This window comes from Tistrella arctica, assembly GCF_039630945.1.
Classification (GTDB): Bacteria; Pseudomonadota; Alphaproteobacteria; order Tistrellales; family Tistrellaceae; genus Tistrella; species Tistrella bauzanensis.
Genome location: NZ_JBBKTV010000001.1, coordinates 161,806 through 184,970, shown reverse-complemented (window position 1 = coordinate 184,970; position 23,165 = coordinate 161,806). Strand labels below are relative to the sequence as shown.

At 67.6% G+C, this 23,165-nt stretch carries 23 protein-coding genes; 8 read left to right on the top strand and 15 right to left on the bottom strand.

Going from position 1 to position 23,165, the window contains the following annotated elements; genetic code table 11:
* Positions 1–42 precede the first annotated feature (42 nt).
* Positions 43–1,236, top strand: a complete 1,194-nt coding sequence (gene acmB, locus WG924_RS00860; protein WP_345930930.1) for a methyl acetate hydrolase AcmB — start codon at positions 43–45, stop codon at positions 1,234–1,236.
* Positions 1,237–1,311: 75 nt separating this feature from the next.
* On the opposite strand, the gene pepN is transcribed toward acmB, so the two are convergent.
* The 11 genes from pepN to WG924_RS00805 form a co-directional block, all read right to left on the bottom strand.
* Positions 1,312–3,975, bottom strand: a complete 2,664-nt coding sequence (pepN, locus tag WG924_RS00855) for an aminopeptidase N (RefSeq protein ID WP_345930929.1) — start codon at positions 3,973–3,975, stop codon at positions 1,312–1,314.
* Positions 3,976–4,139: 164 nt separating this feature from the next.
* A complete protein-coding gene (locus tag WG924_RS00850) occupies positions 4,140–4,439 on the bottom strand; it encodes an AzlD domain-containing protein (RefSeq protein WP_345930928.1) in 300 nt (99 codons plus the stop codon).
* Positions 4,439–5,272, bottom strand: coding sequence for an AzlC family ABC transporter permease (locus tag WG924_RS00845; RefSeq protein ID WP_345930927.1), 834 nt, complete (start codon positions 5,270–5,272; stop codon positions 4,439–4,441). The genes WG924_RS00850 and WG924_RS00845 overlap by 1 nt, the downstream gene beginning before the upstream one ends.
* A 40-nt stretch (positions 5,273–5,312) precedes the next feature.
* Positions 5,313–5,636: a hypothetical protein gene (locus WG924_RS00840; RefSeq protein ID WP_345930926.1), complete on the bottom strand. Its 324-nt coding sequence runs from the start codon at positions 5,634–5,636 to the stop codon at positions 5,313–5,315.
* A gap of 109 nt (positions 5,637–5,745) precedes the next feature.
* Positions 5,746–7,344, bottom strand: a complete 1,599-nt coding sequence (locus tag WG924_RS00835; RefSeq protein ID WP_345930925.1) for an AMP-binding protein — start codon at positions 7,342–7,344, stop codon at positions 5,746–5,748.
* Positions 7,345–7,350: 6 nt separating this feature from the next.
* Entirely contained in the window at positions 7,351–8,655 is a 1,305-nt protein-coding gene (locus tag WG924_RS00830) for a TRAP transporter large permease (protein ID WP_345930924.1), read from the bottom strand.
* Positions 8,652–9,155, bottom strand: a complete 504-nt coding sequence (locus WG924_RS00825; RefSeq protein WP_345930923.1) for a TRAP transporter small permease subunit — start codon at positions 9,153–9,155, stop codon at positions 8,652–8,654. The genes WG924_RS00830 and WG924_RS00825 overlap by 4 nt, the downstream gene beginning before the upstream one ends.
* 25 nt (positions 9,156–9,180) lie before the next feature.
* A complete protein-coding gene (gene dctP / locus WG924_RS00820; protein WP_345930922.1) occupies positions 9,181–10,179 on the bottom strand; it encodes a TRAP transporter substrate-binding protein DctP in 999 nt (332 codons plus the stop codon).
* A 321-nt stretch (positions 10,180–10,500) separates the two neighbouring features.
* Positions 10,501–10,854, bottom strand: a complete 354-nt coding sequence (locus WG924_RS00815; protein WP_188578946.1) for an HPF/RaiA family ribosome-associated protein — start codon at positions 10,852–10,854, stop codon at positions 10,501–10,503.
* 170 nt (positions 10,855–11,024) lie between these two features.
* Entirely contained in the window at positions 11,025–11,345 is a 321-nt protein-coding gene (gene sugE / locus WG924_RS00810; RefSeq protein ID WP_345930921.1) for a quaternary ammonium compound efflux SMR transporter SugE, read from the bottom strand.
* A 203-nt stretch (positions 11,346–11,548) separates the two neighbouring features.
* Entirely contained in the window at positions 11,549–12,349 is an 801-nt protein-coding gene (locus tag WG924_RS00805; RefSeq protein WP_345930920.1) for a helix-turn-helix transcriptional regulator, read from the bottom strand.
* 75 nt (positions 12,350–12,424) lie between these two features.
* Here WG924_RS00805 and WG924_RS00800 point away from each other — a divergent pair, with 75 nt between their 5' ends.
* On the top strand, positions 12,425–13,891 hold the full coding sequence (locus WG924_RS00800) for an MFS transporter (RefSeq protein WP_345930919.1): 1,467 nt from the start codon (positions 12,425–12,427) through the stop codon (positions 13,889–13,891).
* Positions 13,892–14,028: 137 nt separating this feature from the next.
* Here WG924_RS00800 and gloA read toward each other — a convergent pair whose 3' ends face one another.
* Both gloA and WG924_RS00790 read right to left on the bottom strand, forming a co-directional pair.
* Positions 14,029–14,430, bottom strand: coding sequence for a lactoylglutathione lyase (gloA, locus tag WG924_RS00795; RefSeq protein ID WP_345930918.1), 402 nt, complete (start codon positions 14,428–14,430; stop codon positions 14,029–14,031).
* A 4-nt stretch (positions 14,431–14,434) separates the two neighbouring features.
* Positions 14,435–14,851, bottom strand: a complete 417-nt coding sequence (locus tag WG924_RS00790) for a 4-oxalocrotonate tautomerase (RefSeq protein ID WP_345930917.1) — start codon at positions 14,849–14,851, stop codon at positions 14,435–14,437.
* A gap of 120 nt (positions 14,852–14,971) precedes the next feature.
* On the opposite strand from WG924_RS00790, the gene WG924_RS00785 reads away from it, so the two are divergent.
* The 3 genes from WG924_RS00785 (at position 14,972) to WG924_RS00775 (ending at position 16,779) form a co-directional block, all read left to right on the top strand.
* Positions 14,972–15,556 carry a TetR/AcrR family transcriptional regulator gene (locus tag WG924_RS00785; protein ID WP_345930916.1) on the top strand — a complete coding sequence of 195 codons (585 nt, stop codon included), beginning with the start codon at positions 14,972–14,974 and terminating at the stop codon, positions 15,554–15,556.
* A 94-nt stretch (positions 15,557–15,650) separates the two neighbouring features.
* On the top strand, positions 15,651–16,343 hold the full coding sequence (locus WG924_RS00780; protein WP_345930915.1) for an NTP transferase domain-containing protein: 693 nt from the start codon (positions 15,651–15,653) through the stop codon (positions 16,341–16,343).
* Between the two features lie 88 nt (positions 16,344–16,431).
* Entirely contained in the window at positions 16,432–16,779 is a 348-nt protein-coding gene (locus WG924_RS00775; protein ID WP_345930914.1) for an STAS domain-containing protein, read from the top strand.
* Positions 16,780–16,807: 28 nt separating this feature from the next.
* Here the strand turns inward: WG924_RS00775 and atzF are convergent, their stop codons facing one another.
* Positions 16,808–18,631, bottom strand: coding sequence for an allophanate hydrolase (atzF, locus tag WG924_RS00770; RefSeq protein WP_345930913.1), 1,824 nt, complete (start codon positions 18,629–18,631; stop codon positions 16,808–16,810).
* On the bottom strand, positions 18,628–19,422 hold the full coding sequence (locus tag WG924_RS00765) for a GntR family transcriptional regulator (protein ID WP_345930912.1): 795 nt from the start codon (positions 19,420–19,422) through the stop codon (positions 18,628–18,630). The genes atzF and WG924_RS00765 overlap by 4 nt, the downstream gene beginning before the upstream one ends.
* A gap of 425 nt (positions 19,423–19,847) precedes the next feature.
* Here WG924_RS00765 and WG924_RS00760 point away from each other — a divergent pair, with 425 nt between their 5' ends.
* The 3 genes from WG924_RS00760 to WG924_RS00750 all read left to right on the top strand — a co-directional run bounded on the left by WG924_RS00760 (position 19,848) and on the right by WG924_RS00750 (position 23,075).
* Entirely contained in the window at positions 19,848–20,975 is a 1,128-nt protein-coding gene (locus WG924_RS00760; protein ID WP_345930911.1) for a BMP family ABC transporter substrate-binding protein, read from the top strand.
* 71 nt (positions 20,976–21,046) lie between these two features.
* The gene (locus tag WG924_RS00755) at positions 21,047–22,144 is read left to right on the top strand and encodes an ABC transporter permease (protein WP_345930910.1); all 1,098 of its coding nucleotides are present in this window, start codon (positions 21,047–21,049) and stop codon (positions 22,142–22,144) included.
* A gap of 4 nt (positions 22,145–22,148) precedes the next feature.
* Complete coding sequence (locus WG924_RS00750; RefSeq protein WP_345930909.1) at positions 22,149–23,075, top strand: ABC transporter permease; 927 nt, start codon at positions 22,149–22,151, stop codon at positions 23,073–23,075.
* The last annotated feature ends 90 nt before the right edge of the window (positions 23,076–23,165 follow it).

Below are 23,165 nucleotides of genomic sequence, written 5' to 3'. Positions count from 1 at the left end.
CAACAGGATGACAGGCCGCGCATCGCCCAAGGGAGGACCATCATGACCAACAGCCTGACCAGCAGTGCCGATGCGGTGCTGCGCCATGCCGTCGATGCCACACCGGGTGTGCCGGGCGTGGTCGCCGTCGCCACCGATCGTGACGGCACGATCTATGAGGGTGCAGCCGGAACGAGGGGCCTTGGCTCCGACGCGCCGATGACCACCGACACCGTCTTCGCCATCTTCTCGACCACCAAGGCCATCACCGGCACCGCCGCCCTGCAACTGGTCGAAGATGGCCGGCTCGACCTCGACGCGCCGGCCAGCACCTATGTGCCCGAGATCGCGGCCCTTCAGGTGATCGAAGGCTTCGACGACGATGGCACCCCGCGCCTGCGGGCGCCCAGTCGCGACATCACGACCCGGATGCTGCTGCTGCACACGGCCGGCCTCGGTTATGACTTCTTCAACGAGACCTATGCCAGACTGGCCGAAGCCGGCCGGCAGCCCAGCGTTATCACCGCCACGCACGAAGCCCTGCGCACACCGCTGCTGTTCGACCCCGGCACGCAGTGGGAATATGGCTCCAACATCGACTGGGTTGGCCAGATCATCGAACGGATCACCGGCCAGCGGCTGGGTGCGGTGATGCAGGATCGCATCCTGGACCCGCTCGGCATGACCGACACCGCGTTCACGATGACGCCGTCCATGCATGAGCGGATGGCGATCATGCATCAGCGCGACGACGCCGGCAGCCTGTCGGCCGTGCCCGATTTCACGCTGCCGCAGGATCCGGAGATCCACATGGGCGGCCATGGGCTTCATTCCACCGCCCCCGACTATGCCCGCTTCATCCGCATGTGGCTGAATGACGGCAGGGGACCGGATGGTCGTGCAGTGCTGAAGCCTGAAACCGTGCGGATGGCGGAGCAGAATGGCCTGGACGAGATGAAGATCAAGGCGCTGCCCGGCGTGATCCCCAGCCTGTCCAACGAAGCCGAATTCTTTCCCGGCATGCCGAAATCCTGGGGCCTGACCTTCATGATCAATGACGAGCCCGCCCCCACCGGCCGGCCGGCCGGATCGCTGGCCTGGGCGGGTCTTGCCAACCTGTATTACTGGATCGATCGCCGCAACGGCATCGGCGGATTCTGGGCGACCCAGATCCTGCCCTTCGCCGATCCGGCATCGGTCGGCGGCTATCTCGACTTCGAGACGGCGGTCTACCGCCACGCCGGCATCACCGGCTGACGGCCTTGTGCCGCACGGCGCCGACGCTCGGCGCCGTGCGGTCGGCCGGTCAGGTCATGCCAGGGCCCGCTCAGATCATGCCAGAGACTTGGTCACCATCTCATACACATCGCGCGACAGACTCTTGCGCGACATGATCCGCTCCAGCGCCGCGCGCATCATGCCCTGGCGGCGGTCGTCATAGCGCCGCCAGCGCTTGAACGGACCCACCAGACGGGCGGCGATCTGCGGGTTCATGGCATCCAGCGCCACGATCTGATCGGCGAGGAATTCGTAACCACGGCCGTCTGCGGCATGGAAACCCTGCGGGTTGCTGGCGGCGAAGGCGCCGATCAGCGACCGGACCCGGTTCGGGTTGCGCATCGAGAAGGCGGGATGTTCCATCAGCGTCAGCACGTGATCCAGCGCATCCGGGCGCGAGGCCGTCGCCTGGACCATGAACCATTTGTCGACCACCAGCGGCTCGTCTTTCCAGCGGTCATAGAACGCATCGAATGCCGGCTGCGACAGCTCGCCCGGCTGATCGGCCAGCACCAGCAGGCCGCCCAGAGCATCGGTCATGTTGGTGGCGGTGGCGAAACGCCGTTCGGCCCGCTCAAGCCCGGCGGCACCGCCCGCCGCACCCAGATAGGCCAGGCACAGATTGGCCAGCGATCGCCGGCCGACCGCCGCGGTCTCGAAGGCATAGGGCTGGCCGGCCTCGGCCGCTTCCAGCCGGTCGAACAGCGCGATCAACTGCGGCTCCAGGCTGCGGCCGATCTCGCGCCGCACGAACTGGCGCGCGGTGGTGATGCCCTCGACATCGATCCGCGACATCGTCTCGGCCAGATAGCTCTCACCCGGCAGGGTCAGCGCCTCGGCAACCAGCGCCGGGTCCAGCGCGTCATCGGTGATGGTACGGGTGAAGGCCTCGCGGAACTCAAGGGGCAGCACCAGCGGACGGCCGGCGCCGATATCGGCGATCAGCCGGTGGATGACCCGGATGGCATAGGTCTGCGCCGCCTCCCACCGATTGAACGGGTCGTCGTCATGACCCATCAGAAAGGCCAGATCGGCATCCTCGGCCCTGGTGTCCAGCTTCACCGGCGCCGAGAATCCGCGCAGCAGCGACGGCACCGGCCGTTCGGGTAGCTGCATGAAGGTGAAGCGGGTGACGCGGTCCGACAGCACCAGCACCCGCTCCAGGGCGCCGGCCTGCGGTGCATCGGCGGGTTCATTGGCCAGCATCATCGGCAGCGGCGCGCCGTCGGGGCCGATCAGCGCCGCGCGCACGGGCACGACCATGGGCTGCTTCACCGGCTGGCCGGGGGTCGGCGCCAGGGTCTGGGTGAAGGTGACGTCGAAGGTGCCGGCATCGGGGTCATGACGGGTGTCGACAGATACCTCGGGCGTGCCCGCCTGAACATACCAGCGGAAGAAATCGCCGAGGTCGAGGTCATTGGCGTCGGCATGGGCGCGGATGAAATCCTCGCAGGTCACCGCCTGGCCGTCATGGCGCTGAAAGTACAGATCCATGCCACGGCGATAGGCGTCTTCGCCGATCAGGGTATGGAGCATGCGGATGACTTCGGCGCCCTTGTTATAGACCGTGCTGGTATAGAAATTGCTGATTTCGATATAGCTGTCGGGCCGTACCGGATGGGCCGTCGGGCCGGCATCCTCAGGGAACTGCGCCGCGCGCAGCACCCGCACGTCATGGATGCGCGATACCGCCGCCGACTGGTGATCGGCCACGAACTGCTGTTCGCGGAACACCGTCAGCCCTTCCTTCAGGCTCAGTTGAAACCAGTCGCGGCAGGTGATGCGATTGCCGGTCCAGTTGTGGAAGTATTCATGGGCGACCACCGCCTCGATCCCGGCATAATCGGCATCGGTGGCGGTATCGGGACGGGCCAGAATATACTTCGAATTGAAGACATTCAGGCCCTTGTTCTCCATGGCGCCCATGTTGAAGTCATCGACCGCGACGATCATGTAGATGTCCAGATCGTATTCGCGACCATAGGCGGTCTCGTCCCAGGCAAGCGCCTTTTTCAGCGAGGCCATGGCATGGGCGCATTTGTCGGCGTTGCGCGGCTCCACATACAGCCGCAGCGCCACGCTCCGGCCGCTGATCGTGGTGAAGCTGTCCTCGTGAAGTGCCAGATCCCCGGCCACAAGCGCGAACAGATAGCTGGGCTTGGGGAACGGGTCTTCCCACACGATCCGGCGCAGGCCGTCCGGCCCGGTCTCGTCCGCGACAGGGTTGCCATTGGACAGCATCACCGGCAGGACCACCGGATCGCCGATGATCGTGGTGCGATAGCGCGCCATCACATCCGGCCGATCGGGGAAATAGGTGATCTTGCGAAAGCCCTCGGCCTCGCACTGGGTGCAGAATATGCCGTTCGACTGGTACAGCCCTTCCAACGCGGTGTTGCCGGCCGGATCGATCTCGGTGATGACCGTCAGCACGAAACCGGCCGGAACCCCGCGAATGACCAGACGTTCTTCCTGCTGGTCATAGCGGTCGGGGCCCACGGGCGCACCGTCGATCATGATCGAGACCAACCGCAGCCCGGCACCGTCCAGCACCAGCGGCGCGTCGGCGGCGGCCCCGGCCATGCGGTCGAAGCGGCTGGTGGCGGTCACCCGCGTCGCATGCGGATCGAGCCTGAATTCCAGGTCGATCGTCGACACCTGATAGGCAGGCGGCGCATATTCGGCGAGCAGGATGGTCTTCGGCAGATCGGTTTTCATGCGCGTCCCGGTTGATCGAAGGCAGAGGCCGGCCAGAGAGACCGGGCTGATCCCCTGATCCTGCACCCGCCAGCCGCCGGGAGCAAGCCGGCTGGCCCGCCGCCGCCCGCGGACCGGCAATGCCGTGACCGGCCAGGCCATCAGCCGGCTATGCCATCAGCCGGCTATGCCATCAGATAGGCAATGGCGACACCGATCGCCACCGTGATCGCCAGCGGCGCACGGGCAAAGGCCGCGACCGCGGCGCCGGCAACCACCGCGGCACCCGCCATGATGCCGCCCTCGATCTGGAACACGCCGGGAATGATCAGCGCCCCCAGCGCCGCAAACGGCACCGCATCCAGGAAGGCCTGCGCGCGCCGCCCCGGCCGCCAGCCGGTCGGCAGCAATGCCGGCAGCACGCGCGGCACCAGAGTGACCACCATCATGCCCAATACGGTGATCAGCAGCATCGGATCGAACATCACCGCTGCATCCCCCCCGATCCCCGCCGCCCCGATCCCCGCCGCCCCGATCCCCGCCGTCCGTCACCGGCAGATGCCGTCGCGTCAGGGCCACGGCCACCGGCGATCAGCGCATAGCCGCCGGCCACGCACAGGATGGACAGCAGCAGCGCCACCCCGGCGGGCATGAACGGGCTGAGCGCCGCGTTCACGATCGCGGCAGCACTCACCACCCATGCCATGGCGGGACGCGCCTTCAGCCCCGGCACCAGCAGCGCCACGAACAGCGCGTATAAACCGGCCGCCATCGCCGCCCGCAGATCGGCCGGCACAAGCGCGCCGGCGGCGATACCGGCTGCCGTGCCCACGATCCACGACAGATAGATCGTAAAGACCAGCGTACCCAACGCCGCCGGCCGGCCGGCGGCGGGCGCGGTGGCGAAGCTTGCGGCCGCGAAAGCCTCGTCGGTCATCCCGGCATAGAGCGCCATGCGGGCGGGCCAGCCAAGGCGCCCCACGGCCGGCCGGATGCCGGGCAAGGCCAGGGTCATCACCATATGGCGCAGGTTCAGCACGCCCACGGCCAGCACCACCGCCGGCATGGCGGTGCCGGCGGCGATCAGCGCCACGGCCATGAACTGCGCGGCGCCGGCATAGACCAGCACCGACATGGCGACGGCAGCCCAGGGCGGCAATCCGCTTTCGATCGCCAGCAACCCGAACGAGAACGCAACCGAGAGATAGGCCACCATGATCAGCAGCGCGAGTTTGACGCCGGCAAGCCAGGCGGTTTTCAAGGGGATGGGCGCAACACCGGGGGATGGCGCGTCATCGGGCGTCACGTGGTCGGACATAGGCGGGGGCGTATCCGTCAGTGGCGTGCGGTATGGGTGGTCAGCGAGGCCGGGACACCGTCGGCGCCATGATCACATGACCACGTTCGCCAGCGATCCGCTGCAGGGTTTTCAGGCCCCGCACCAGATCGAACAGCCGCGGCATGTCGTCGGCGGCACGGGCGGTGCGCGCGGCGGCAAGTGTCCGCGCATGCAGCGCCAGAAGATCATCGAGCGCCACCGTGGCAAGCCGACGCTCGATCGCGTCGCGGCGCGGATCAGCCTCGGCGATGGCCAGTACCTGGATGCCGGCACGGCTGGCGGGTGCCCCCATGCCGGGGGTGCCGGTGCCAGCCGTCCCCGGCAAGGACGAAGAGGCGGACATGAAAGACCTCAAGGTCGTGATGCGATGGCGCAGCTCGCCACCCAACCTTCAAGGTTGGCCACCTTGACCTGAAGGTCAAGGTGATGTTTCCAATCAATTGTCCTTACCCTTAAATCTTCCTCAATCTATCTTTCCAGTGGGTGTCGCGAATCTGACGCTTCAGCACTTTGCCAACCGGGCTGCGCGGCAGTTCGGGCCAAATCTCGATCGCCTTGGGTGCCTTCACGCCTCCGAGTTCCGCTCGAAGCTGTGCCGACAGCGCGTCAAGGTCGACACCGGTACCCGATACCGGTTCTATGATCGCGGTGACCGCCTCGCCCCAGATGTCGTGCGGGACGCCGATCACCGCGCAATCCCGGATGCCCGGATGGGCCAGGATTGCGCGTTCGACCTCGGCCGAATAGACGTTGAAGCCGCCACTGATGATCATGTCGCGGGCGCGATCGACGATCGAGACATAACCCTCGGCATCGATGAAGCCCAGATCGCCGGTGCGGTGCCAGTCGCCGAAGCGGTGTTCGGCCGTGAGGTCCGGGCGTCCGTCATAGCCCGGGGTGACGAGGCTGCCGCGAAAACAGATCTCGCCGGTTTCGCCCACCGGCACCGGCCGGCCGGCATCGTCGCGGATCGACACGGCGGAGGCGAGGCCCGGCCGGCCGGCCGACATCAGCCGGGCGCGGTTGCCGGATGCCAGTGCCGCCGCATGCTCGGCGGCGCCCATGAACGTGCCCATCAGTGGAATTTCGGCCTGGCCATAGCCCTGCACCAGCACCGGACCGAACAGCGCCATGGCGTCGGCAAGTTTGTCGGGGGCCATCGGGGCCGCCGAATAGATCAGATAGCGCAAGGACGACGTGTCGTGACGGCGTGCCTCGGCATCGGCCAGGATCATGTAGATCACGGTCGGCGGCAGGAACAGATGGGTGACCCGGTGGCGCGCGATCGCCGCCATGATCGCCTGCGGATCGGCCCGCGGCAGGATGACGGTGGTGGCGCCACCCGCCAGCAGCGGAACGGCGATCACCCCCGCCGCATGGGTCATCGGCGCCGCCACCAGATGGACCGGCGGCGCACCATCGGTCATCGGCATATGCGCCCAGATCGACAGGGTCAGCGCTTCCCACATCCGATCGGTCCACACCACCCCCTTCGGCCGGCCCGTGGTGCCGCCGGTCGACAGCACCGACGATACCCGATCAGGATCATCCACCGGGTCCGGTGCCGGCGGCGGCGGATCGGCCAGCACGCCCTCGGCCACCGCCACCACCAGCCCGCCCTCGCCGGCCGGCGGCGGTGCATGGCCCAGCATCAGCACCGCGGTGATCCCGGGCACGGCCGCAAGAATGCGCGGCAGATCGAAGGCGAAGGCATCGGCAACCGCCAGCACCGACACCTTCGCCTGGTTCATGATGAACAGGTTCTCGTCCAGCGCATTGCGGGCGTTGATCGGCACCCAGGTGACGCCGGCGCGCAGGCAGGCCAGCACCACGGCGAAGGCACCTGCCGCATTGGGCGACAACACCGCCACACGTCCTGGCGCTCCGCCGCCTCCGGCCATGGCGACCCCTGCCAGCCATCCGGCCAGGGCCTCGACCATGTCGGCCAGCGCCGCATAGCTGACCGGCTGGTCCGGCGCCTGTGCGTCGATCAGCGCCGGCCGGTCCGGCGCCAGCGACAGGCCACGGAAAAACGGATCGATCGCGCGCATGTCACCTCATCCCATAGTCGATGGCAGCCACAGCACGATGCCGGGCAGCAGACAGATCAGGATCAGCCGGACCAGGTCGACACAGACGAAGGGCGCCACGCCGCGATAGATGTCGATCAGCCCCACATCGCGCGCGATCGTGTTCAGGACCAGCACATTCAGCCCGTAGGGCGGCGTGATCAGGCCGATCTCGACAGTCATGGTCACCACCACGCCGAACCAGATCGGATCGAACCCCAGCGCCATGGCCACCGGATAGGTGATCGGCACGGTCAGCACGATCATCGCCAGGGTGTCGAGCACGCAGCCGAGCAGCAGATATCCGGCCAGCATCGCCGCCATCACCCCCCAGGGCGGCAGGCCGGTATCGGCCAGCATCGCCACCAGCATCTGCGGCGCGCGGGTCAGCGCCAGGAAATAGCCGAAGACCAGCGCCCCGATCAGCACCACCATCACCGATGCGGCGGTCCGCGCGGCTTCCGTCAACCCCGCGCGCACAGCCCGGGCATCCAGCCGGCCCCGAACCACCCCGACGACGGCGACACCCAGCGCGCCCATGGCACCGGCCTCGCTGGGCGCGAACACCCCCAGATACAGGCCGCCGATGATGCCCGTGAAGATCAGGAGCACCGCCCACAAGCCGCGCAGCGATGCCAGCCGCCCGCGCCAGGGCGTTCGCGGCGCCCGGGGGGCGGCCCCGGGATCGCGGCGCGCCACCCACGACACCGCCAGCCCGTACAGCACCACCGCGAGAAGACCCGGCAGCAGGCCGGCGATGAACAGCTTGCCGATGTCCTGTTCGGTCAGCAGGCCATACAAGGCCAGCACCAGGGATGGCGGGATCAGGATACCCAGCGTGCCGCCGGCGGCAACCGTGCCGGCCGCCAGCCTTGGCGCATAGCCATGAGCGCGCATTTCCGGCAGCGCCACCCGCGCCATCGCGGCCGTGGAGGCCACCGACGATCCGCAGATGCCGGCAAAGCCGGCGCTGGCCAGAATGGTGGCAAGCCCCAGCCCGCCGCGGCGATGGCCGGCCCAGGCCTGCCCGGCGCCATACAGTTCCCGACCCAGCCCGGTGTGGTTGGCAAGCGCGCTCATCGCGATGAACATCGGGATCAGCAGCATGTCATGCGCGGTCAGGGTGCGCAGCGGCGATTGCAGGGCGATGGCAGCCGCCGGCCCGATGCCGACCGTGGCGGCGATGCCGCCAAGCCCTGCCAGCAGCATGGCAAAGCCCACCGGCACCCGCAGAACCGCCAGCACGAACAGCGCCACGAAGCCGCCGATCGCCGCAAGCCCGCCATCGATCATGGCGCACCCCCGTCGGCCGGCTCCGGCGGCAGCACCGCCATCAGCATCCGGCACAGGCCGGCCAGCGCCGCCACCACCAACCCCGCCGCCATAACCAGATGCGCGGGCCAGAGCGGCATCTGCAGATCGGCCGTGGTCTCGCCGCTATAGGTCAGCAGCATGGCGCCCAGCACGCCGGATCGCGCCAGCAGCAGGCCGCCGGCCGCCAGCCCGATGGCGCCGGTGAACGCGGTGAGCCGGGCAGCCCGCCGCCCCAGGCCGGCCGCCAGATCGATCCGGATCAGGTCGTCGGCGGCGATCGCCGCGGCAATGCCCCAGCAGGCGGCGATGCCGCCGGTCAGCCGCACGATGTCGAAGCCATCCGGCACGGCGATGCCCGCGATATAGCGCAGCAACGCGGCCCCGGCCCCGGCCAGCACCGCAACGCCCAGCGCCATCGCCGCGGTCGTGGCCGCAGCCGTCTCGACCATCGCGGTCAGTCGCCGCAAGGCACGCTGCATCGATCGCCACCCCATCCGGCCATCGTCAATCCGCCGGCACCGGCGGCGCGGCGGCAATCGCCGCTTCCAGATCGCGCAATGCCGTCTCGCCATCGATGCCTTTGGCCGTGGCATCCACGATCCACTGGGCCCGGAACGGTGCGCCGGTCGCCTCCCACAAGGCGCGCTCGGCCGCATCGGGGCTGGTGAAGACCTGCCCCGGCAGGGTGGCCAGGGTCTTGGCGCCGGCGCGTTCCCAGTCGGCCCAGCCGGTCGATTGCCTGACACTCCATGCGGTCGAGCAATGCGCGTCGACCGCCGCCTTCGCATCGCCGGCAAGCCCCTGATACCAGGCGGCGTTGGCAAGATAGAGCACCGGCACGCTGTAGAGCGGCAGGTCGAGGTGATGGTTCAGAACCTTGTCGAGCCCGAACGACACCAGCGTGCCATAGGCGAGGGTCGCCGCATCGATCACGCCGCGCGCGGCCGCCTCACGCGCTTCCGGCGCGCTGATCGACACGGCCGAGGCGCCCATCGACGCGAACAGCCGCCCGACCAGAGCCGAGCCCGGGCGCAGCTTCATGCCGTCGACGTCATCGGGTCGCGCCACCGGCACCTTTGTATGCAGAATGCCGGGTTCCTGAACGATGCCCAGGCAATAGGTCACCGCGGGCATCTCCAGCGATGCCATCGGCCGATACCAGGTGTCGAAGGGTGCGGCGGCCTGTGCGGCCCCCGGCACCAGGAATGGCAGTTCCAGCACCGACACGATCGGAAAACGGCCGGGGGTATAGCCCGGCACCACCAGCGCCAGATCGGCGATGCCGCTTGCGACCATGTCGTAATGATCACGCGCCTTGCCAAGCTGTTCGGCCGGAAACACCTGGACGTCCAGCGTCCCCTTCGATGCCTCGGTCACCGAACGGCTCCAGGCCTCGACCCCGCGATGCAGTTCATGCGTCGTCGGCACCCAATGGGCAAAGCGTACCGTATCGGCGGCGATGGCCACCGCCGGCAGACCGGCGCCCATGACCAGAGCCGTCATTGCAACAGTCGCGCCGCATCCCGCGCGGACCCGCCCTCTCCAGCCGCTCATGTCTACCCCGCCCCCTTGATCATCCCCGTGCCCCCGATGCGGGCCCCGACCCGCATCGGCACATGAACAGTTATAATTGATTTAAGTTCATATCATTTACATCTGATGGATATCCGAGCGCGTGTCATTTTTCAACCGTGTTCATCAGTCGTCTGAGGTGGCAGGCGGTCGCACAAAAAAATCCCGCCAGTCGAAACTGGCGGGATGGTTTGATCCAGGGTTCGAGCGGGGCGCCGGTTCAGGCGGCGGCCCCGGCGACCGTCGTCGGCATCAGGCACTGCGCCGATCGCGCACGGCATCGCGCCGCACCGACAGCCGCTGCGCCAACTGGCGCCGGGCGGTATCGAGCGCATCACGCACCACCTGCACCACATCCTCAGGCCCCGACACCCGCGGCCGGATCCGTGTCACCACGATATCCGGACCCGGCACCGCCATCTCGACGCGCACCGTGAGCCCCTGAATGCGATCATTCGTCCGGTTCGCGGCCTCTATCACCACCTGAAGCTGCTCGATCCGCGCACCCATGCGATAGATCAACGCGGCCCGATCGCGTATCGCGCTCTCGATCGCAAGCGACCGATCGAGATTGCGGAAGGTAATGGTCGGCGAACCTTTGGTCATGATGGCTCTCCATTCGGATGTGGGGAACGGCTGAGACGCCGTGCCCTGTACCAATCCACTTGGGCCTGATTCTTGCGCAGTTCACGGCTTGACAAACCGATCTTCGACATGAATCCGCAACAATCGACACAGCCGTGCCTGCGACCTGCGGTCGCAGGCACGGCAAAGGCTCAATGCGCCGACAGAATCTTGAGGCCGGCGATGCCGGCCACGATCAGCACGATGCAGCCCAGACGGGCCGCCGTCGCGGGTTCCCCCAGCACCAGAACCCCGAAGATGACCGTGCCGACGATGCCGATGCCGGTCCAGACCGCATAGGCGGTGCCGAGCGGCAACTGCTTCAGCGCGACACCCAGCAGAACCACCGATGCCAGCATGCTGGCCGCGGTGAACATCGACGGCCACAGCCGGCTGAAGCCGTGGGTGTATTTGAGCCCGATCGCCCAGCCGATCTCGAACAGCCCGGCCAGAAACAGAATGATCCACGCCATGGGAGCAACCTCGCATCACACATGAAGCGCAGGGTCGTCCCCGCTGAACATGGCCGGTCGCCCGTCCCGGGTCACCCGCCCTCGATCATCTGTCGGCAGAGCGGATGACAACAGGATACACGGCAAGGGGTCGTCCCCTCACGGCCGCCGACACTCTCGTACCACAGTTGCAGTCGTCGCGAAATCGGGCGCGACTGCTGATTTCAGACCGCCGCATAGAAGACAAGGCGCAGGTGTTTCTCCTCATCCACAATGAAGGATGAATGATCGAACGCAACCGGCCCCTGACCTTCAATCATGAAGCTCCGGCGGCCTTCGCAGCGGCCATGCACGTCGTGCCGATTCCACAGATCTCTGAACGACGGGGACATCCGCTCCAGAGCGTCAACGAGGGCGACCATGCTGTCGTCTTCAGGGGCCTGCGCAAAATCCCGCCGGAAGCTCGCCAGAACCTGCGGAGCCTGGACCGACCATTCCACGATCCGGCTGCTCAGCCGATCATCTGCGAACAGCATCCAGAGCATGTTCCGCTCAGCAGCATCACGCTGCTCGAACCCGAACAGGCGCTCGGCCGCCTCGTTCCAGCCGATCACATCCCATCGCAGGTTCAGCACATAGGATGGCCGCAGCGTCAGATCGTCGAGCAATCGCCGCACCAGCGGCGGCAACGCGCACCATGCCTGTCCGGCCATGGCCGGCGGTCGCTGATGGGCAAGAAGAAACAGATGCCGCCGCTCGATCTCATCCAGTTTCAGGACACGCGACACGTTGTCGAGAAAGGCCGTGGAGACCTTGATGGCGCGGCCCTGTTCCAGCCAGGTGTACCAGGTGATGCCCACGCCGGCGAGTGCCGCCACCTCCTCGCGGCGCAGCCCCGGCGTTCGCCGCCGCTTGCCGACCGGCAGACCGACGTCGAGCGGCGTCAGACTTTCCCGCCGTCGCCGGAGAAAATCCGCCAGTTCGGAGCGTGTGCGATCCAGCCTGTTGTTCAGCATATCGTTCATAGTAATACTATAATTTGTTCCATAGTAATATGATTAGCGCATGTGGCATGCAGCTTCAACGACATTGGAGGTGCCATGACCATCGATCATCCCCCAGCCGAATCCCCCTTCCCGCAGGCTGTCGCGAAACCGCGTCCACCGGCGCTTGCATTGGCCATCCTGTTGCTCGGCGGGTTCATCACCGTTTTCGACCTGTTCGTGGTCAACGTCGCCATACCGTCGATGCAGGCCGACCTCGGCGCGCGCTTCGCCGACATCGGCTTTGTCATCGCCGGATACGAGCTGGCCTTCGGTGTGCTGTTGATCGCCGGCGGGCGGCTCGGCGATCGCCATGGACGCCGCCGTCTGTTCGCGCTCGGCATGGCCGGATTCGCGATCACATCGTTCCTCTGCGGTATCGCGCCCGACGCCACGAGCCTGATTGTCGCCCGTCTTCTGCAAGGCGCGACCGCAGCCATCCTGTTTCCGCAGATCTATGCGCTGCTGCGCGTCCTCTTTGACGACGCGGGCCGCCGCCGCGCCTTCGGTCTTCTGGGCATGACATTGGGACTGGCGGCCATCGCCGGACAGGTCCTGGGCGGCATCATCGTCGAAAGCGATCTGTTCGGCCTGGGCTGGCGGATCATCTTTCTGATCAATCTGCCGATCGGTGTCATCGCGCTGCTATCGGCGCGGATCATCCCGGAATCGCGGTCTGCCGACGCCATGGGCGTCGATTGGCCGGGGATCGGACTGGCGACAGCGGGGCTGCTGCTCCTGCTTCTGCCGCTGCTCGAAGGCCCGACGATCGGCTGGCCGCTCTGGACCTGGGCCAGCATGGCAGCCTCGGTCGTGCTGCTGGCGGCGTTTATCGCCTGGGAGCATCGGGTCGCCGAGCGTGGCGGCGATCCCGCCATTGACCTGGCCCTGTTCCACAATGTCGCGTTCTGGGCGGGATCTCTGGTGGTGCTGCTGATCTATTCAACATCGACATCGCTGTTCCTGTGCTTCGCTTTGCTGGTGCAGTCCGGCCTCGGCCTGACGCCGTTCGCGGCCGGTACGCTGTTCGCGCCGGCAAGCGTCGGTTTCGTCGTCGCGTCGCTGGTGGCACCGAAGCTGGTGGCGCGTTTCGGAAACATGGCGATCGCCGGCGGCGCGCTGGTCTATGCCGCCGGGATCGGCTGGCTGATCGCAACCACCGCCGGCCTTGGTGATGGAACTGAAACAGTCGCGCTTCTGCCGCCGCTGGTGTTGTTCGGCTTCGGTCAGGGCCTGTCGATGACACCGCTGCTCAATCTGGTCATCGGCTATGTTGCTGAAAAACATGCTGGAATGGCAGCCGGCTTCATATCCACCATGCAGCAGGTCGGCGGAGCCTTCGGCGTTTCCGTCGTCGGTATCGTCTTCGTGGGTATCCTTGGCAGGCCTGCCGGCGACGGCATCTCCAATGCGGGGCGCTATGCCCACGCCTTCGCCGGCGCCATGATCTACAATCTCGCTGCCGTCATCGTGGCCGCCGCGCTCATGACTTTCATGGTGCGCAAGAGACCCGCCGGCCGGTAGAGAGGCTGCGGATATGCCTCGGCGGCCCGACCCCTGGCCCCGAAAAGCCGGCTCCGGACAGGGTGATAAATCCCCTCCGGAGCCGGATATTCAGGCCCATGTCACGCGTGTTGCCCGTGTCACGCGTGTTGCCCGTGTCACGCGTGTTGAACGAGTTCGATCCGATAGCCGTCGGGATCCTCGATGAAGGCGATCATCTCGGCATCGCCACGCTGGGGGGAGATATGCATCATCGGCCCCGGGCGGCGGACGACCCTGGCACCCTTTGCCTCGAACCGCCCGCAGGCGCGGACGACATCCCCGACGGCAAGCGCCAGATGCCCCCAGCCCGTGCCCTTGTCATAGAGCTGGGCGTCCCAGTTCCAGGTGAGTTCGATGGTGGCGCCGGACAGCTCCGCGCCATAGCCGAGAAAGGCCAGGGTGAAGCGCCCCGTGGGATAATCCTCCCGTCGGAACAGGGTCATGCCGAGTGTGTCGACATAGAAGGCGATCGACCGCTCGATATCGGCGACGCGGATCATCGTATAGGCGATGCGCATGGGGTCAGCCGCCCGCGATCGCATCGCCCAGTTCGGCGTTCGTCAGCGCCTTGCCGCCGATATTCCACGTCCCGTCGACGGCATGCACACCGTCTGACCAGATCCGGTCTCTGGACAGGGTGCCGCCCGACAACACGTGCAGGATCTCGGTCGCCTCGCCGAAAAACGCGGCCTGGATCGCGCGGTCGGCGAGCGCGAAAGACGGCGTCCTGGTCTCGATCCAGGCCCCCTCCACCGGCTTTCCGCCGGCATAGGTCCGGCCCCTGGGCAGCACGCTGACATGAGCGGTCACGTTGGGCGTCATGACCGTGTTTCCGGCAAGGCCGTGGTGACGGAGGAAGGCGTCGACGATGCGCGCGACGGCGGCACCTTCCTGGTCGGCCGGAATAACCCCTTCGGTGAGGGTAAGGACGATCGGCATGTCTGGTTCTCCTTCGGGTGCGGCCATCAGCCCGTTGCATAACGACCGTTATGTGATTAATGAATAGCGATCGTTATGCAGTCAAGTTAAAAATAACGATCGTGATTTCAGGATGGCGCGATGCGATACACCGACCGTCAGAAGCAAGAAGCCCGCACCCGCCTGCTCGCTGCCGCCGGCCGCGCCTTCCGGCGCCAGGGCTATGGCGGCATCGGCGTCGACGGCCTCGCCAAAGAGGCCGGCGTAACCTCAGGGGCGTTCTATGGCCATTTCCCGTCAAAGGACGGTGCCTTCGCCGAGGTGGCGGTGGCCGGGCTCGCACAACTCGATGACAGCATCGCAGCACTCCAGGCGGCACATCCCGCCGACTGGCCGGAGCGGTTCATCGATGTATATCTCGGCGACCGGCTCGCCTGCGCGCTCGACGAGAGCTGCGCTCTTCAGAGCCTGACCCCCGATGTCATGCGCGCCGGCCCAGAGACGCGGGCCGGTTTCGAAGCGGCCCTCGGCACGGTCATCGCGCGGATCGCCGGCGGCCTCACCTGGCTTGCGCCCGAGCTGCGGACCGACCGCGCCGTCGCCTTGCTCGCCCTTCTGTCAGGCGGTGTGACCATGGCGCGCTCGATGGCCGGCGAGCCCCGGCGGCAGGCGATCGCGGCAGGCGTCGGCGCCGCTGCGATCGCCCTTCTGGAACGGCCGGCATGACACCACGGCCACGTCGTCGTGGCGCCGGCCGGCGCCGACGGTTAGTGTGGGGGATGACGCATCCGGATGCCTCTTCCACGGGAGCCCCATCACCATGGCGCAGACCGAGATCGCCGGGCTTATCCTGAACGGCGGCCGCGCGACCCGCATGGGCGGGGTCGACAAGGGCGCCATGGATCTGGCGGGACGGCCGATGCTGGCCCATGTCATCGATCGCATACGGCCACAAGTCGGGCGCCTGGCGATCAGCATCCGGCTTGGTGCCACGCTGCCGCGGCTGACAGGGTCCGACGCGCGCCCGGCCGGCCGGGATCCCCGCCTGGGTGATCTGGCGGCGTTGATCGATCAGCCGGGGCCGTCGATCGGCCCGATCGCCGGCATCGAGGCCGGGCTTGCCTGGGCGGCGACCCTGGAGCCACAGCCTGTGGCGCTGCTGGTGGTGCCGAACGACGCCCCGGTGCTGCCACTGGATCTGGTCGAGGGGCTGGTCCGGGCCATGCCGGCAGGCGGGCTGATCCGCCCGGCGGTGGCGGCCAGTTTCGGCCGCATCCATCCGGTTGTCTCGCTGTGGCCGCTGGCATTGGCACCGGCCGTGCGGGCGCTGGCCGAAACCGCCCGCGCCTGCGCCGGCAATGGCGGCCGGGCCGGGTCGCTGGGCGGAGCACTGGCGGCGCTGGGTGCCGTCGCCGCCGATTTTCCGCCGGCCCCCGGCGGCGCCGATCCGTTCCTGAACATCAACACCCCGGCGGCGCTGGCGGTGGCGGATGCGGCGGCCCGGCGCGGATGATCCGGCCGCCATGTTCCGACTGACATCAAACCGTCATCAACTATGGGCATGATCGCGGCCACGCGATGCATCCAGGAGTCCGCATATCATGCGCCACAGCATTCAGAAGCTCGACGACGGCCTGACCCTGATCGAATTGAGCGGCCGGCTCGACGTGGCGGGCAGCGCTGCGGTGGAACTGCCGGTCAGCAGCGCCTGCGGCGGTGCCCGCAACGTGATCGTCGACATGAGCGGCGTGGAATTCCTGGCATCGATCGGCATCAGGCTGCTGCTGTCGGGCGCCAAGCTGGTCAAGCGCCGCGGCGGGTTGCTGGTGCTGGTGGCACCGCATGAACAGGTGGCCCAGACCATCGAGATGTCGGGCCTGGCCGGCGTGCTGCCGATGGCCGACGACATGGCCCAGGCCCATGAGATGATCGACGGCGCCGCCGCCTGAGGCGACGCCCCCGGAGCCATGGCGCCGGCTATGCCGCCTGGCCCTTGTCCAGCCATGCCCGCCAGCCGCCATGGCCGGTGATGTCGCGGGCGGCGGCCACCGCCGCCGCTTCGCACAGAAAGCCTGCGACGGTGTCGCCTGAGGCAAGCTCCACCTGCCCCAGCCCCAGCGGCGCCCGCAAGCCCGCCACGAAACGGCCCAGCCGGTCGGTCGGCACCGACCACACCTCCAGCGCGATCGCGGCGCCGCCATCGGCCACCCGCACCAGCCCCGGCCGGGGCGGCTGCAGGCCGTCCAGCGCATACAGCCGATAGACCGGCGCGGTGCAGGTGCGCGCCACCAGCCGTGCGCCCATCGCCAGCAGCTCACCGTTCAGCGGCAGCCCCTCCATATGGGCGCCGACCACGGCAAGATCGCAGCGCTGGCCCGGCTCCACGGCACCGCGCGCCGATGCCGGCGCAAGATCCAGCCCGGTGGCCCCGGCGGTGAGGCCGGCCGCCCGATGCAGCCGGTCGCCCAGCGACAGCAGCCGCCGGTCGGCCATGGCCGGCGCGAACAGGGTGACGCCAAAGGGCAGCCCGTCGGCGCGGAAACCGGCCGGCACCGCCACGGCGGCATAGTCGAGCAGGTTCATGAAATTGGTGTAATACCCCAGCGTACTGTTCAGCCGCACCGGATCGGCCTCGACCGCGGCCACGGTATAGGTGGTGCCGGCGGTGGGGGTGACGACCAGATCGACATCGGCCCAGACCGCGTCACAAACCCGGCGCAGCGCTTCCAGCCGATACTGCGCGCGGAACGCGGCCACGCCGCTGACGGCATGGCCGCCCTCGATGATGCCACGCACCACCGGATGACCGGCATCCGGATGGGCCGCCAGAAAATCGCCGACGGCGGCGGTGCGCTCTGCCACCCACGGCCCCTCATAGAGCAGACGTGCCACGTCGAGAAACGGCGCGAGGTCGATCTCGACCGCCGTGCCGCCCAGCGCTTCCAGCCGTGCGACCGCCGCCTGAAACATGGCCGGGTTCAGATCGTCGCCGAAAAAGGCGAGCCCATCCGCCGCCGGCACGCCGAAGCGGAATTGCGCCGGAGCCCGGGGCAGCGGCACCAACCCCGCCCAGGGCGCCCGGCGGCTGTAGCTGTCGCCGGCATCCTCGACGGCCGCCACATCCAGAACCGTCGCCGCATCGTCGGCGGTCTGGGCGAAGATGGTGACGCAGTCCAGCGACCGGCAGGCCGGCACCACGCCGCGCGCGCTGATCAGGCCGATCGAGGGCTTCAGCCCGACGGTGTTGGTGAAGGCGGCCGGCACCCGGCCGGAGCCGGCCGTGTCGGTGCCCAGCGCGAAGCTGACCAGCCCGGCCGAGGTCGCGACCGCCGAGCCCGAACTGGACCCGCCCGAGACATAATCGGCATTGAACGGGCTGCGCGGGGCGCCCCAGGGGGAGCGGACGCCGACCAGCCCGGTCGCGAACTGGTCCAGATTGGTCTTGCCGATCAGCAGCGCGCCCGCCGCCCGCAGCACATCCACCACCGTCGCCGACACCTCTGGCGTATAGGTGAATTCGGGGCAGGCTGCGGTGGTGGGCAGGCCGGCGACATCGATATTGTCCTTCACCGCGAAAGGGATGCCATAAAGCCGCAGGCCGGCCGGACCACGCGCGACCAGCGCCTGTGCCTCGGCCTCCAATGCCGCCGCGTCCCGCAGCAGAATGAACACGGCCGGATCGGGCCAGGCGGCAATCCGCGCCAGCACCATCCGGACCACCGCCAGGGGATCGGTCTGCCCGGCCTGATAGGCCGCTTGCAGCCGCGCGATGTCGATGGGGGCAGGCATGGCTTCGGTCATCGGATGCTATCCTTGATGGGCATGGTGCCAGGGGGGGTGATGTCGACCGTGTATGAGGCGGTGGGGTTGTGTTGCGGCGCGCGATCCGCGTCGGCCCCGCGCGCGCCGACATAGGCGACCGAAGCGGCGCTGACCGTCAGCACATGGGCGCGGGTGGCCTCGGCCGCCGCCTCGGCATCGGCGCGCAGGATCGCCTGCACCATCCGGTCGTGCTCGGCACAGGACGACGCCAGCCGGCCGAGCACGTTGAACTGGGCACGGCGGAACGGCGCCAGCCGCTTGCGGGTCAGCCCGACCAGTTCCTCCAGATAGGCATTGTGGCTGCCGGCATAGATCAGCATGTGAAATCGGGTGTTCCAGGCGGCATAGTCCTCCACCGCGCCGGCACGCACGGCGGCGGCGCTGTCCAGATGCAGCGTCTCCAACTGGTGTCGTTCAGTGCCGGTCATGTTCAGCGCCGCCAGCCGGGCCGCCGACGCCTCCAATTCGGCCATGGCCACGAACATCTCGTGCAGCCGCGCCTCGGACATCACCGTCACCACCACGCCGCGATGCGGTCGGCGGCCGGCCAACCCCATGGCGCAGACCTGGCCCAGCGCTTCCCGGACGGGGGTGCGGGAGACCGCGAACCGGCCGGCAAGCTCGGCTTCGTCCAGCCGGATGCCGGGCGGCAGCCGGCCTTCGATGATGTCATCGGCAATCCTGCGGGCAAGGGTGTCGGCCAGGCTGCGGCGCACGCCACCCGGCTGGCCGGGCGGTTCAGGCGTGTCGGTCGGCTGTGTCAGGGGCATCGGGGGCTCACTGCTGCGGGGGCGACGGATGAACTTGCATACGTCTTTGCATGCAGGATGCCAGCCGCACAACATAGGGCCATGTCGATTTTTTTATCATTGATTTCAAAGGAATAATCGAAAGTCGCCTGAAGCCCCCTGCCGCAACGCATCGCTGGTCTTTCACAATTGACTATAATTTAGTCATTGCATGCACATTGCGCACAATTCTGATGCAGATGCGTGCCGCGAGCCGCCACCCCACCGTCGCGGAAGACAAATTCCTGTTTCAGATCAATTGGTTGAATGACGTAACCATGGCTGGCACGGCGCTTGCTGATGCTGATCGACAGGTTTCGCCCCACGATCAGCCTCCGTCTTCGCACGACCAGCGCCACACCGTCGGCGCCCGCATGTGCACGGTCGCCACCAAGGATGCACCCGACATGGCAAATGACCTCGTTTTCTCCCGCCGCACACTGCTGAAGGGTGCCGGTGCGCTGGGCCTTCTCGGCGCCGCATCGACACTGCCGATCCGCCATGCCCTGGCGGCGGGCAAACTGACGGTGGGCTTCATCTATGTCGGCCCGCGCGATGACTATGGCTACAATCAGGCCCACGCCCAGGGTGCCGCCGCGGTGAAAGCCGCCTTCCCCGGCGTGACGGTTCTGGAAGAAGAGAACGTGCCCGAGACGATCGAGGTGCAGAAGACCATCGAGAGCATGATCAACCTGGATGGCGCGCAACTGATCTTCCCGACCTCGTTCGGCTATTACGACCCGCATGTCATGAAGATGGCCGCGAAGTATCCGGAGGTGACCTTCCTGCATTGCGGCGGCCTGTGGGCCGAGGGCCACCCCGCCAACGCTCACAGCTATTTCGGCTATATCGACGAGGCCCAGTACCTGTCGGGCGTGGTGGCGGGGCATGCGACACAGACGAAGAAGCTGGGCTTCATCGCCGCCAAGCCGATCCCCCAGGTGCTGCGCAACATCAATGCCTTCACCCTTGGCGCCCGGTCGGTCGACCCCGTCATCACCACCCAGGTCATCTTCACCGGCGACTGGTCGATGCCGGTCAAGGAAGCCGAGGCCACCAACAGCCTGGCCGATCAGGGCGCCGATGTCGTGACCTGCCATGTCGACAGCCCGAAAGTGATCGTCGAGACCGCCGAGCGCCGGGGCATGTTCACCTGCGGCTATCACGCCAGTCAGGCGGCGCTCGCCCCCAAGGGCTATCTGACCGGCGCCGAATGGAACTGGGAAGTCCTGTATCCACGCTTCGTGGCCGATATCCAGGCCGGCACGCCGATCCCCTCGCTGGTACGCGGCGGCCTGAAGGAGATGGTGGTGAAGACCTCGGCCTATGGCGCGGCGGCACCCGATGCCGGCCGCCAACAGGCGGACGCCGTGAAGGCCGCGTTCATGGCCGGTGATTTCGCGATCTTCAAGGGCCCTGTCACAGACAACAAGGGCGGCATCGCCATCCCCGCCGGCACGACCCTTGGTCAGACCGATATCCTGCTGGAAAAGATGGATTATCTGGTCGAGGGCGTGATCGGCGCCACCGCCTGAGCCACGCCGCCATCACACGCCATCCCCCGCCATCAAAGCCGCCATCGCGACCCGAAAGCGAGCCGCCTCCGATGTCAGAGGACACACGTCTGAAATATGGCCGGGCAGCCGAGGCCATCGCCATCCCGCTGATGGCGGTGCTGGTCAGCATGGCGCTGTTCGGCGGCTTCATCGCGGCGGTCGGGGTCGACCCGGTCGAGTTGTACCAGTTGATGTATCGCGGCGCCTTCGGCACCTGGTTTTCGTGGCAGAACACGCTTCAGCGCGCGGCACCGCTGCTGCTGGTGGCGCTGTGCACCGCCCTGCCCGCACAACTCGGCATGGTGGTGATCGGGGCCGAGGGCGCGCTGGTGCTGGGCGGGCTGGCGGCGATGGCGGCAGGGCTGCCGCTGGCCGGTGCCGGCGCCCCGGTGATCGTGACCCAGGTGGTGATGGCGGCGGCGGGCATGCTGGCCGGCGGGCTGTGGATCGGCGCCACCGGCGCGCTCCGCCACCGGCGCGGGGTCAGTGAAACCATTTCCAGCCTGCTGATGGTCTATATCGCCATCGCGATCCTGAACCACATGGTCGAGGGGCCGATGCGCGACCCGGCCAGCCTGAACAAGCCATCGACCCCGGCGATCGGCGAGGCTTATATGATCGGCGACATTCCCGGCATGGACGTGCATTGGGGCTTCGTGCTGGGGGTGGTGTTCTGCATCGCCGCCTATGTGCTGATGTTCCACACCACCTTCGGCTTCGCGGCCCGCATGGTCGGCGGCAATGTCCGCGCCGGCCGCGCGGCCGGGCTGCCGGTCGGCCGGCTGGTGGTGCTGGTGACGATGCTGGGCGGTGCCGCGGCCGGCCTTGCCGGTATGATCGAGGTGGCGGCCGTCCACGGCCGCGCCAATGCCACGCTGGCCGCCGGCTATGGTTTCACCGGCATTCTGGTGGCCTTCCTGGCCCGCCAGAACCCGCTGGCGGTGATCCCGGTCGCGATTCTGATGGGCGGCATCGGCGCCAGCGGCGGCCTGCTTCAGCGCCGGCTGGACCTGCCCGACGCCACCGTGATGGTGCTGCAAGGCATCCTGTTCGTGGTGCTGCTGGCCAGCGAGACCCTGTATGGCCGGTGGCGCCTGCCGGTCTTCAGCCTGAAGGCGCTGCTCCCCACCGCCAGCGGAAAGGCTTAAGACCATGGAAGATGCAGCTCTGGGCTGGTGGGGCGTGCCGCTGGCGGTGATCGCCGGTGCCATCCGCATCTCGACCCCGTTCCTGTTCGTCAGCCTGGGCGAATGCCTGACCGAGAAGAGCGGCCGGATCAATCTGGGCCTGGAAGGCACGCTGGTGATGGGGGCCATGGGCGGCTATGGCACCGCCTATCTCACCGGCTCGCCCTGGGCCGGGGTTCTGGTGGCCGGGTTCCTCGGCATGGTCTTCGGTCTGCTGCATGCAACGATCTGCGCCTTGCCCAAGGTCAACGACATCGCGGTCGGCATCGCGCTGATGCTGCTGGGCACCGGCCTTGCCTTCTTTCTGGGCAAGCCCTTCATCCAGCCGACGGCCCCGCATCTGCCGGCCATCGATTTCGGCTTCTGGTCGGATGTGCCGCAGATCCGGTCGGCCTTGCAGATCAACGTCCTGTTCGTGATCGGCGCGCTTCTGGCGGTGGCGATGCTGTGGGGTTTCCGCTCCACCCGCGCCGGCCTGATCGTGCGGATGGTGGGCGACAGCGCCGACGCCGCCCGCGCCATGGGCTATGCCCCCGATCGGGTGCGGATGTGGTCGACCATGGCGGGCGGCTTTCTGGCCGGGGTGGGTGGATCGTTCCTGTCGCTCTATTACCCGGGCAGTTGGAACGAGGGATTGTCCAGCGGCCAGGGCATCACCGCGGTTGCCCTGGTGATCTTCGCACGCTGGAACCCGCTCTACTGCTTCTATGCATCCCTGCTGTTCGGCGGCGCCAGCGCGCTGGGCCCGGCCCTGCAGGCCGTGGGTGTCACACAGGGCTATTACCTGTTCAACGCCGCCCCTTACGCGCTGACCCTGCTGATCATGGTTCTGGCGTCGTCGTCACGCCGCAAGCTGGCGGGCGCGCCGGGGGAACTCAGCGTCACCCGTTGACCGCCCCCGCTCCCTTCCCGCCCCCGCAATCGCCCCCCCCGTCCCCCTCCCCCTCCCCCGTCGCCCTCCCCCCATCGTCTGATCCCATGG

Bases quoted from the DNA above. Each gene is read 5' to 3' on its own strand.
- WG924_RS00830 (WP_345930924.1), bottom strand. From the start codon at position 8,655: ATGATCGATGGCGGGCTTGCGGCGATCGGCGGCTTCGTGGCGCTGTTC.
- WG924_RS00835 (WP_345930925.1), bottom strand. From the start codon at position 7,344: ATGCGCGCGATCGATCCGTTTTTCCGTGGCCTGTCGCTGGCGCCGGAC.
- WG924_RS00805 (WP_345930920.1), bottom strand. From the start codon at position 12,349: ATGAACGATATGCTGAACAACAGGCTGGATCGCACACGCTCCGAACTG.
- WG924_RS00750 (WP_345930909.1), top strand. From the start codon at position 22,149: ATGGAAGATGCAGCTCTGGGCTGGTGGGGCGTGCCGCTGGCGGTGATC.
- WG924_RS00845 (WP_345930927.1), bottom strand. From the start codon at position 5,272: ATGTCCGACCACGTGACGCCCGATGACGCGCCATCCCCCGGTGTTGCG.
- WG924_RS00790 (WP_345930917.1), bottom strand. From the start codon at position 14,851: ATGCCGATCGTCCTTACCCTCACCGAAGGGGTTATTCCGGCCGACCAG.
- acmB (WP_345930930.1), top strand. From the start codon at position 43: ATGACCAACAGCCTGACCAGCAGTGCCGATGCGGTGCTGCGCCATGCC.
- WG924_RS00760 (WP_345930911.1), top strand. From the start codon at position 19,848: ATGGCAAATGACCTCGTTTTCTCCCGCCGCACACTGCTGAAGGGTGCC.
- WG924_RS00780 (WP_345930915.1), top strand. From the start codon at position 15,651: ATGGCGCAGACCGAGATCGCCGGGCTTATCCTGAACGGCGGCCGCGCG.
- WG924_RS00825 (WP_345930923.1), bottom strand. From the start codon at position 9,155: ATGCAGCGTGCCTTGCGGCGACTGACCGCGATGGTCGAGACGGCTGCG.
- atzF (WP_345930913.1), bottom strand. From the start codon at position 18,631: ATGACCGAAGCCATGCCTGCCCCCATCGACATCGCGCGGCTGCAAGCG.
- WG924_RS00840 (WP_345930926.1), bottom strand. From the start codon at position 5,636: ATGTCCGCCTCTTCGTCCTTGCCGGGGACGGCTGGCACCGGCACCCCC.
- gloA (WP_345930918.1), bottom strand. From the start codon at position 14,430: ATGCGCATCGCCTATACGATGATCCGCGTCGCCGATATCGAGCGGTCG.
- WG924_RS00775 (WP_345930914.1), top strand. From the start codon at position 16,432: ATGCGCCACAGCATTCAGAAGCTCGACGACGGCCTGACCCTGATCGAA.
- WG924_RS00850 (WP_345930928.1), bottom strand. From the start codon at position 4,439: ATGTTCGATCCGATGCTGCTGATCACCGTATTGGGCATGATGGTGGTC.
- dctP (WP_345930922.1), bottom strand. From the start codon at position 10,179: ATGACGGCTCTGGTCATGGGCGCCGGTCTGCCGGCGGTGGCCATCGCC.
- WG924_RS00815 (WP_188578946.1), bottom strand. From the start codon at position 10,854: ATGACCAAAGGTTCGCCGACCATTACCTTCCGCAATCTCGATCGGTCG.
- pepN (WP_345930929.1), bottom strand. From the start codon at position 3,975: ATGAAAACCGATCTGCCGAAGACCATCCTGCTCGCCGAATATGCGCCG.
- WG924_RS00765 (WP_345930912.1), bottom strand. From the start codon at position 19,422: ATGCCCCTGACACAGCCGACCGACACGCCTGAACCGCCCGGCCAGCCG.
- WG924_RS00785 (WP_345930916.1), top strand. From the start codon at position 14,972: ATGCGATACACCGACCGTCAGAAGCAAGAAGCCCGCACCCGCCTGCTC.
- WG924_RS00755 (WP_345930910.1), top strand. From the start codon at position 21,047: ATGTCAGAGGACACACGTCTGAAATATGGCCGGGCAGCCGAGGCCATC.
- sugE (WP_345930921.1), bottom strand. From the start codon at position 11,345: ATGGCGTGGATCATTCTGTTTCTGGCCGGGCTGTTCGAGATCGGCTGG.
- WG924_RS00800 (WP_345930919.1), top strand. From the start codon at position 12,425: ATGACCATCGATCATCCCCCAGCCGAATCCCCCTTCCCGCAGGCTGTC.